The organism is Cyclobacterium xiamenense, assembly GCF_900109255.1.
Lineage (GTDB): Bacteria > Bacteroidota > Bacteroidia > Cytophagales > Cyclobacteriaceae > Cyclobacterium > Cyclobacterium xiamenense.
The window spans coordinates 1-9,815 of the sequence record NZ_FNZH01000021.1 but is presented as its reverse complement, the minus strand read 5'-3'; the positions used below and the strand labels follow the sequence as shown (position 1 = coordinate 9,815).

The 9,815-nt window shown below is 37.4% G+C and carries 14 protein-coding genes; all 14 read left to right on the top strand.

Features of this window, described 5'->3' with window-relative positions; translation table 11 throughout:
* Window positions 1-420: 420 nt before the first annotated feature.
* Window positions 421-867: a GNAT family N-acetyltransferase gene (locus tag BMW71_RS23320; protein WP_092178952.1), complete on the top strand. Its 447-nt coding sequence runs from the start codon at window positions 421-423 to the stop codon at window positions 865-867.
* A 14-nt stretch (window positions 868-881) separates the two neighbouring features.
* On the top strand, window positions 882-1,250 hold the full coding sequence (locus BMW71_RS23315) for a VOC family protein (RefSeq protein WP_244891295.1): 369 nt from the start codon (window positions 882-884) through the stop codon (window positions 1,248-1,250).
* 184 nt (window positions 1,251-1,434) lie between these two features.
* A complete protein-coding gene (locus BMW71_RS23310; protein ID WP_092178950.1) occupies window positions 1,435-1,806 on the top strand; it encodes an iron chaperone in 372 nt (123 codons plus the stop codon).
* A gap of 22 nt (window positions 1,807-1,828) precedes the next feature.
* Window positions 1,829-2,200 (top strand): VOC family protein, encoded by a 372-nt coding sequence (locus BMW71_RS23305; RefSeq protein ID WP_092178949.1) that lies wholly within the window; start codon window positions 1,829-1,831, stop codon window positions 2,198-2,200.
* Between the two features lie 191 nt (window positions 2,201-2,391).
* On the top strand, window positions 2,392-3,894 hold the full coding sequence (locus tag BMW71_RS23300; RefSeq protein ID WP_092178948.1) for a phytoene desaturase family protein: 1,503 nt from the start codon (window positions 2,392-2,394) through the stop codon (window positions 3,892-3,894).
* Complete coding sequence (locus tag BMW71_RS23630; RefSeq protein ID WP_143057745.1) at window positions 3,891-4,073, top strand: hypothetical protein; 183 nt, start codon at window positions 3,891-3,893, stop codon at window positions 4,071-4,073. Before BMW71_RS23300 ends, BMW71_RS23630 begins: the two co-directional genes overlap by 4 nt.
* 63 nt (window positions 4,074-4,136) lie before the next feature.
* Window positions 4,137-4,673 carry a hypothetical protein gene (locus tag BMW71_RS23295; protein WP_092178947.1) on the top strand — a complete coding sequence of 179 codons (537 nt, stop codon included), beginning with the start codon at window positions 4,137-4,139 and terminating at the stop codon, window positions 4,671-4,673.
* A 6-nt stretch (window positions 4,674-4,679) separates the two neighbouring features.
* A complete protein-coding gene (locus BMW71_RS23290; protein ID WP_092178946.1) occupies window positions 4,680-5,759 on the top strand; it encodes an alpha/beta fold hydrolase in 1,080 nt (359 codons plus the stop codon).
* A gap of 176 nt (window positions 5,760-5,935) precedes the next feature.
* The gene (locus tag BMW71_RS23285; RefSeq protein WP_092178945.1) at window positions 5,936-7,258 is read left to right on the top strand and encodes an acyl-CoA thioester hydrolase/BAAT C-terminal domain-containing protein; all 1,323 of its coding nucleotides are present in this window, start codon (window positions 5,936-5,938) and stop codon (window positions 7,256-7,258) included.
* A gap of 154 nt (window positions 7,259-7,412) precedes the next feature.
* Window positions 7,413-7,790, top strand: a complete 378-nt coding sequence (locus BMW71_RS23280) for a hypothetical protein (RefSeq protein WP_092178944.1) — start codon at window positions 7,413-7,415, stop codon at window positions 7,788-7,790.
* A 1-nt stretch (window position 7,791) separates the two neighbouring features.
* Complete coding sequence (locus tag BMW71_RS23275) at window positions 7,792-8,373, top strand: NAD(P)H-dependent oxidoreductase (protein WP_092178943.1); 582 nt, start codon at window positions 7,792-7,794, stop codon at window positions 8,371-8,373.
* Window positions 8,374-8,462: 89 nt separating this feature from the next.
* On the top strand, window positions 8,463-8,939 hold the full coding sequence (locus tag BMW71_RS23270; RefSeq protein WP_092178942.1) for a ClbS/DfsB family four-helix bundle protein: 477 nt from the start codon (window positions 8,463-8,465) through the stop codon (window positions 8,937-8,939).
* The gene (locus tag BMW71_RS23265) at window positions 8,914-9,411 is read left to right on the top strand and encodes a ClbS/DfsB family four-helix bundle protein (protein ID WP_092178941.1); all 498 of its coding nucleotides are present in this window, start codon (window positions 8,914-8,916) and stop codon (window positions 9,409-9,411) included. The genes BMW71_RS23270 and BMW71_RS23265 overlap by 26 nt, the downstream gene beginning before the upstream one ends.
* Window positions 9,412-9,650: 239 nt before the next feature.
* A partial coding sequence (locus BMW71_RS24170; protein WP_143057744.1) for a DUF1835 domain-containing protein occupies window positions 9,651-9,815 on the top strand: 165 nt, incomplete at its 3' end.

Below are 9,815 nucleotides of genomic sequence, written 5' to 3'. Positions count from 1 at the left end.
AAATATCATTGGGGAGATACTTTTTTATGTCTTATGTAAAATCGTCAAATAAGGCATTGTTTTGAATTCCCAAGGCTGAGGCAGAAGCATTCCCCAGGCACCTTTGGTGACTCATGAACATTGGGATGAGCCAATCAAGATGGCAATGGAAGAAATATAAAACGTTTGAAACCTTTTTTTGACATTGACTATTCATTAAAAAGCTAGAAAAGACATAGACGAAATGGACTAAAGCGATTCTAAAGTGAAGAGAAAATTACAGCCCATAACACTGTGTAGTATCCATGCCTGCTGAAGACTGAAAGTTTGCTACTTTTACTATCTTTGATGCTAGAGGAAAGAGAAGTGGTTATAAATCCGGCACGACTACTACACTAAGCGTTGTAAGCCATTTAAAGCAAACAGAAGCAGAATTTTGATATGGAAAATGTTAGGTTAAGAAAAGCAACAACTAAAGACAAAGCAATTGCGGTTGGCTTTGATTACAGGCTTGACAAAGAAGAACATATCAAACTCAACAGACAAGAAAAGATTACAAAGGCCATATCAAATGACGAATGCTTTCTCATTTTAGCAGATGACAGAGAAGTTGGATTTGTGATTTTTGATTACCGTTTTTTTGACCAAGGTTGGATAGAGTTAATTGTCATAGATGAAAAATACAGGGGAAAAGGGATAGGTGGAAAAACATTTAACCTTATATGTGAGCAATGCAAGTCAGATAAGGTTTTCACCTCTACAAATAGTTCAAATACTCAAATGCAAAGAGCGCTTGAAAAAGCTGAATTCTCGTTTGCAGGAGAATTAAAAGGGCTAGATGAAGGAGACCCTGAACTGTTTTATTATAAAAAGGTAAAAAGAATATGAAAACAATTAGTAGAATGATGACCAACATCTGCTCAGATAAATTACCTAAAAGCAGAAACTATTACACCAAGTTATTCGACTTTAATGTGGACTATGACAGCGATTGGTTTGTCCATCTAATTTCAAAAGATAAACAACTTGAGTTAGGATTAATTAGCCGAACAAGTGAAATCGTTCCTGATGGGATAAAGAACATTCCTCAAGGGTTTTATGTGACATTTGTGGTCGAAAATGCTGATGAAGTTTTTGAGATAGCAAAAAAAGAAGGATTTGAAATCATCAGCGAACCATCAGATACATTTTACGGACAGAGACGATTATTACTTAAAGACCCAAACGGAGTAATTGTAGATGTTTCATCACCCATTCCAAATTTTGAATAGAAAAACGGCTTACAACATCATATAAGCGTAATGCGGGCTGTGAACAACTAAAATTGAGCATTTTTGCTCCTAATAAACTTTGCGGTAGGCGGACAGTGAATCGCTCCGAAACCCCGCACTACGCTTATACTTGACCGTTAGGGGGCATTGTAAAGACGACCTTTAAATTAAAGTATAGAAAATAATGGATGATAAAAAGCAATACGAGACAGTTAGTGACTACTTCCTCAGTCAACCTGACCAAGTTAAAAATGCACTAATTGAACTTAAGGATTGCATTCTTAAAGTTGTTCCAGACGCACAAGAACTTTTTAACTACAATATCCCAGCTTACACTTTAGTTAAAGACGGAAAAAGGGAACAACAGATTATGATTGCAGGCTACAAAAAACACGTTGGACTGTATCCACACCCAACCACAATGGAACATTTTGATAAAGAACTATCAGGTTATAAAAAAGGGAAAGGTTCAGTACAGTTTCCGTTAGATAAACCTTTACCACAAGCCTTAATCGTAAAAATGATTGAATACAGATTGAGTCTTTTAATCGAATGATTATTCACAATAAGAAAGACCAATGACTAGATTAGAAACAATAATAGCCGTAAAAGACGTTGCCAAAAGTTCAAAATGGTATCAAGACTTGTTAGATTTACAAAGCAAACACGGTGGCGACAGTTTTGAAATGTTAGCAGACAAGAAAGGGACTGTGATTTTGTGCCTTCACTGTTGGAGCGAACACGACCACCCGACAATGACAAACCCAAGTATTGCAATTGGTAACGGACTTATTCTGTATTTCAGAGTTTCAGATTTGAATGAAGTTTGGAGTAATGCAGTCAAACTAAATCTTGACATAGAGCAAGAACCGCATTTGAATGAAAATTCAGGTCAACAACAATTTATTTTGAGAGACTTAGACGGTTATTATCTTATAATTTCAGAATAGAAACAAGTGTAACAAATGAACGAGAAAGAACAACGACCCGCTAACATCACCTATACGCAAGCAGGGGTTTCGTGCTTCGTAGGACAGGAAAGTGGTAAATTTAAAGTTCAGTTCTTCGTAGGAAGTTCAGTGGTAAAAATCCCTGCCTGCGTATAGCTGAGAACCGTTGTGTGCTATCAAATAAAAAAGGCATGAGCAAAAAAATATCCATCATAGGAGCAGGAATTTCAGGATTATCCGCAGGCATTTTTGCGCGAATCAATGGCTTCGATACTACTATCTACGAAATGGGTCAAAAAGCAGGTGGCGTTTGTTCATCTTGGGATAGACAAGGCTATAGCGTCAATGGTTCTATCCATTGGTTAGTTGGTTCTGCCCCTGGTACAGATTTGTATGACTTATGGCATCAGCTTGGTGTGATTGAAGACAACACTTTCCACAATCACAACAGTTTTATCGAATATAAGAACATTAAAGGACAGGATGTTCACTTCTATACCGATACACAAAAACTCAAAAAGCATTTTCTTGATATTGCACCTGAAGATGAGAAAATCATCCATGAATTTATACAGGCAATAGAAACGGTAGCCAAGAATTCGTTTCCAATGGACAAAGCTTTTGAGCTACTCAACCCGTGGGATTGGACAAAAGCCTTGCTGTCCAATTTGCCGTTTGTTTTGGCTGTGGAAAAATACAACCAATTATCAATCAAGGATTTCGCTCAATATTTTAAGTCTTTTGTACTAAAATCGGCTTTTGAGAATTTCTGGGCTTCAGAAATGTCCATGACTTTCTTTTTAATGCAGTTGGCTTATGCGCGTAAAGGAACTGCAGGCTATCCTTTAGGTGGCTCAGGAAAGTTTGTTGAGAAACTGGAAAAACGGTACCGTGATTTGGGTGGGAAAATATCATTTGGAAAGAAAGTCACCGACATCATTATTGAAAATCAATCTACTGTCGGACTTGAACTAAACAACACGGAACAAGTAAAATCGGATTACGTCATTTCAGCAGCCGATGGACATACTGTGCTGTTCGAGTTGCTGGGGGAGGAATATCTTGATGATAATACCATAGAAGCTTATCAATCCTTAAAGACCTTCCCTTCTTTGATTTATTTTTCTGCCGGTGTGTCAAGGGAGATTAATGAGGTCAATCCATCTATTGTAGGCATCAATTTACCCCTTGATGAACCCTTAGAGGTAGGTAATTATAAACATGAACGAATCACATTCCAAGTTTACAATTTTGACCCAACACTTGCAGAAAAAGGCAAGACGCTCATTTCCGCCATGATAGATACGGACTACCCGTTTTGGAAATCGTTGCACGACCAGGGCGAAACTGTGTATCGAGCAGAAAGACAACGCATCAGCAATGCTTTGGTCGAGACTTTGGAGAAACAATTGGGCAACATTAAAAACCATATTGAATTTACGGATACGGCTACACCTATAACCTATAAAAACTGGACAGGCAATCACAATGGAAGTTATGAAGGGTGGTTGCCTACGCCCGAAGCCACAAAGATCAAGCTGCCAAAGCAGTTCAAAAAATTAGACAATTTTTATATGGCAGGGCATTGGGTAACACCCGGGGGCGGTATGCCACCTGCGGCTTATTCGGGTCGAGATGCTATTCAACTGATATGTAGAGACGAGAAAGTTCACTTCAAATCAAGCGAGCTATGAGAGAATACCTGAAATGGTTTATCCAACGAATAATAATTCCGGTATCATGGTTTGCTTCTTCGGTTTACATTACTCGCTTGGCTGTCAATAATGTGCATATTGAATTTGTATTGGGAGCATTGGTTTTGGTTATTTATGCCGTAGTGGTTGATTTTCCAAAGTCAAAAAACAAATCATAAAAAAATCGAAAAATGATACGCTTTGTATTACTTTTTTTCATTCTATGTCTAAACCTGCATCAAGTGAGTGCACAAAGTGAAACGCTTGATTCATTAGAAAGCAACACGAACAGATGGAAGGTGAAGCGCATTTCAGCTGCCTATGCGGGTGAAAATTTTATTCGTCCGGGTATGCAGTTATCAGCGGATTTCATCCCCGCTTGGAAAAAAAAGCATGAATTGGTACTATCACCCACACTTACCTTTTTCGTATTCAGACCTTTTTATACATCTGTCATGTTAGGCGGAAGAGCCACTTACCACATACATTTTCCTTCGGGCTTCACAATTCGCCCCTTAGGTTTAGGTCTCAATTATAAATATAAATTCTTATTGGCTCCCGTTTATGAAGTCAATAATGGAAATGTTGAGAAAAGCAGAAATGATGGTTATGGTAATATTCACGCATTAGCGACTACAGGTTTAGCCTATAATTTTTCAGATAGAACCTCACTTCCTTTGAGTCTATTTGCGGATTTTGGCTTTTCTGCTGAACCGTATTTTGGAGTGTATAAATTTCATTATGAGCTTTTTGTGGGCATTTCATATCATTTAAAATAGTATCAGATGAATAAATTTATTAGCTACATATTGCTTCCCCTATTTTTGCTCGGAGCTTGTTCCGAGCCGTTTCTTCCGGAAGAAGGAGAAGACTTTTTTTATGTCAAGCGGCTCAATGCCCGTTTTCCTGTCTGGGTTAAAGGAAATTTAAACTCCGATGTTTTTTTAATCATTGTTCACGGAGGGCCGGGAAGCACGGGTACTCAGTATTTTCATTATGGAGCATTTGATCCCTTGCAGGAAAACTATGCGGTGGTTTATTGGGAGGAACGAGCCTCCGGATTCTCTCAAGGCAACGGACAAGGCGGACAAGCACACTTGAATGCAGAAGAAACTGCCAAAGACCTACAATCAGTCGTTGAAGTCATCAATCATAAATATTCACCTAACAGTGTTTTCATAATGGGACACAGTTGGGGTGGCGTATTAACCACCGCCTTTCTTGGGAATGTACCTGAAAGACAAGATTTAGTAAATGGCTGGATTTTGGTAGATGGTGGACATAATTGGTCTTTAGGACAAGAGCTTTCGGTAGCGTGGGTTAAAAACAAAGCGCAAAGTTTTATTGATGGGAATGAACCAAGCCGATTTAATAACGACCATTGGAGAGAAGTTTTAGAATGGTATCGAGATAATCCTTTGGGTGATTGGGATAACACCAGTTCTATGTCCTGGATACGCAAACACGTGGTTTATGTAGATGATGCAGATGGGTATTTCCTGCCCGAGAACCGAGACGAAGTGAATGAAAAGACCTTCGGAGAAAATGGGTTAGGTTTACAGAATGCTCTTGGTTTTTACGGTGCTTGGGCATGGTTTACCAATGGGAATCCTCCTCTATGGAATTCTCAAAAAGAGATAACAACAGACAAAATGCACAATATTACCATCCCGACCCTGATAGCCTGGGGCAGACATGATGGAATACTTCCGGTTGAATTGGCTCAAGATGCCTATGATAGAATCTCTACTAATGATAGTAACAAGTCAATTATTATTTATGAGCAAACAGCTCACTCTCCAATGTATGAGGAAACGATAAAATTCAATCGAGATGTGGCTTCATTTATGGAGGAGTACAAATGAAAAACAATGACAGCACACAACAATGTATATAAAAAATAGGCGAAACAGTAATAATATCAAGGCTTTAGGCTCGAATCAAAGTTTGTGTTTAACCGAAAGTGTAGTGCTTCGAAATCGCCTACTTTTCATATACTAACCGTTGTAGCTCATTACAAAAAAAACAAGAATTTAGCCTCATGAAAAAGCTTTTACTTTTTTGGATTATACTCCTAACCCATATTTCTTTTATAAATGCACAGGAATCGAAAATCGAACTGCACGTAATTCCTGACACATCACTTTTTCATAAGCCATTGCAAATAAAGGCTATAGGATTTGAACCTAAACAGCAAGTCATAATGGAAGTAAATGCAGTTGATGCAGAAGGTAATAAATGGACATCCAGTGCTTCATTCGTTACAGATGAATCTGGAATAATCAATCCGGCTAAGTCAGAGGCCCTAAGTGGATCCTACACAGGAATTCATCCTATGGGATTGTTTTGGTCAATGAAAAGCAGTAATGATCATCAGCTCGCTACTGGTAAAGGCTATACAGCTACAATTAATGTCCTTGTTAAAGATTCTATAGTTGCCAGCAAAACAATATATAGAAGAAGCACCCGTGAACTTGACGCACTTAACATAACTGGTACTGAAATCAGAGATGAAATAATTGCTAATTATTATTTACCGAAAAGTGAACAGAAACTTCCGGCAATCATTTTTCTTGGAGGTTCAGGTGGTCAATTTCGACAAGAAAGATCTTCTCTATTTGCCAGTGAAGGATTTGCTGTTCTTAATCTCAAATATTTTAAATACGATGGTTTACCAGAAGGAATAACAGAAATTCCACTTGAATATGTAGCCAAAGCGCATGAATGGTTAAAGAACCAATCAGAAATAGATACTTCACGAATTGGAATTATGGGAAGATCAATGGGATCGCAATTGGCATTATTGTATGCAGCACATTATGATGGCTTGCAGTACGTGGTGGTTGAAGCACCCTCCAATGTAGTCTGGTTTGGTTGGCAAGATGGCAAATCTTCATTTACATATAAAGGAAAAGGATTTCCGTATGCTGAATATTCAGAGGAAGATTCAGAAAGAATAGAATTAGAGATGAAGGAAAAAGGAATTCAGTATCATGATAGCCCTAAATTTAAAAGTGCCTTCAAAAACGAAGAAATGATTAATCAATCGGCTATCGAAGTAGAGAATATTAAAGCTCCTATTTTGTTTATCTCTGGTAAAGATGATAAAGTATGGCCTTCATCGATGATGTCAGAAATGATGATGAAAAGGCTTGAAAAGAACCAGTTTCAGTATAATTATGCCCATTCTTCATATAATAATGCTGGACATAATTTTGCTGGTGGTGGGCAAGGATGTGGAATTCCTTATTTGCCACCAGAAGACTATTCGAATAGCTCAGCTAGAGGTGGAACGGATGAAGGAAATGCTGTGGCTGCAATAAAATCTTGGGAAGAAATCCTTAAATTCATCTCTGAACAATAAAAACGAGCTACAACATTGTATAAGCGTAATGCGGGCTAAACAGCTAGAAATGAACATTTTTGCTACTAAGAAACTTTGCGGTAGGGAGACAGTGAATCGCTCCGAAATCCCGCACTACGCTTATACTTGACCGTTGTAGCCAATTAGAGAAAAAATGAAAAAGATATACATCAAAATAGCGGGAATTGTTAACTTAATTACAGCACTTATTCATTCGGTTGCGGGACAAATGGATTTGGTAAACCCACTAATCAACAGCAATCTTGAGGTTCAGCAAAAAGCTGAATGGGTTGGTGTTTGGCACATTGTAACCGTTCTTCTTTTTGCTACGTCTTATCTGTTTCTAAAAGTAGGATTTGATAAAGCGAAAATGCCAAATTCATCGAACTTGAAAGCATTTGGAATTACCTATATTCTGATTGGAATACCTTTTATAATTTCAAGTATTTATTATTCGGTTTTAGCGCCTCAATGGATACTGTTGATGCCGATAGGAATTCTTTTACTCATTGGACATAGAAAATTGGATTGAAATGACAAAAAAAATCGTAATAATTAATGGACATCCAGACAAAGAAAGCTTCAATTTTGCATTAGCCGAAGCATATAAGAAAGGAGTAGAGAAATCAGATGCTAAATTGCAGGAAATAGTAATAAGAAACTTAAATTTTAACCCAAACCTTCAATTTGGATACAGAAAACGAACAGAACTTGAACCCGATTTAATTGAGGCACAAAAGTCCTTGAAATGGGCAGATCATATTGTTTGGATTTATCCTGTTTGGTGGGGTTCTGTACCTGCAATTATGAAAGGATTTTTAGACAGAGTTTTGTTGCCGGGATTTGCTTTCAAAAAAAGAGAAGGTTCTGTATGGTGGGACAAATACTTTACAGGTAAAACATCTCGATTGATTTGTACGATGGACCAACCAACTTGGTATTATCGACTAATATACAAAAGTCCATCTCATAGTGCAATGAAAAAACTGACGATGAATTTTATTGGTGTAAAGTCAGTAAAAATCACTTCAATTGGACCGTTAAGATTGTCAACGGAAGAATGGCGAAAGAAATGGTTGAATAAAGTTGAAAAACTTGGCGAACAGAATAAATGACAACTGGCTACAACAAGGTATATGAAATCATAGCCGCCTATCGGCAGGCTACGCTTCATATACTAACCGTTAGGTCTCATTAAGGAGAAATGACAGACAAACAGAAACACATAGAAAATAATGTTAAAATTCTAAGGAATGAACTCGAACAGCTTTTTACCTTTTTCGAGCAAGGGCTTGACTATTATAAAATGGTTTACGAATTCTGGAATGCAAAGGACATTCTTGGACATATAACTTTTTGGCACGAGAGTTTTGCAAAGAATATTTCGGATTTAGGCAAGGGCAATAAACCCAAACCGTTAAAAGGGAAACTGTCAGAAGTCAACAAAAAAAGTGTTGAAACGACAAAAGACGAGTCTATTGAAAACCTAATCGAACGGCTGAAAAATGCTCAGGACACAATTGAAGCGTTCATACTTGAAGACAAAATCAATATGATTCCATATAAAAAGGGTTCAAGGGATTATTCAAAAATCGAGCATTTGGAAGTTGTCTCAAATCACATTCACAAACATCTAAAAGATATACGTAAGATATATGGCAAGACCAACAAACAAAACTGAATTACTTGATTTAAGCAGAAAAAACTTTGAACTTTTAATGGATTTCATCGGCAGTTTTTCTGAAAAGGACCAATTTTCAGAGTTCCCCAAAGGAACAATGAATAGAAACATCCGAGACGTATTGATGCATCTTCATCATTGGCATCTAATGATGATGGAATGGTACACCATCGGAATGAAAGGAGAAAAACCAGAAATGCCTGCTAAAGGTTACACTTGGAAAACCACCCCTGAATTGAACAAGTGGATTTGGGAAAAATATAAAGACACTTCTCTTGAAGATGCTAAGAAGGACTTAAAATCAAGTTACAAAAAGGTTAGGCGATTGATTGAGAAGCATAGCGATGAAGAACTGTTTGAGAAAAAAAGGTATAAATGGACTGGAACGACATCATTGGGAGCATACTTGGTTTCAGCCACTTCAAGTCATTATGATTGGGCATATAAGCTGATTAAGAAAGCGAAAAAATGAAAACGAGACCTAACACTGTGTATGCGATAATGGCTCGTAACCTCGCCACTACGCATACACTTGACCGTTATGGGCAATTCTTTGTAACCGGTTAACTGGGTTCCGCTATAGGAGTTGAAGATACTAGCTTTATTGATATTATCCGATTGAGTTGTCAAGTCATATAGCGGATTACATAGTTTGTTGATTAAGATGGATAAGGTGCATGGTATAGAATTTATAGTTGAATATTAAATTAGATGGAAAAAAACCAAACCCACATAGTATTTGGATACCAAGAACAACTAAAATGCAATATAGAACTTAGGCCATATATTGGGAAAATAGTTTCTCTGAGGGATTATCTACAAATAGGGCCATTATATAATCTACATGAATTTGAAGGAAAATATCATAGGCAGGAA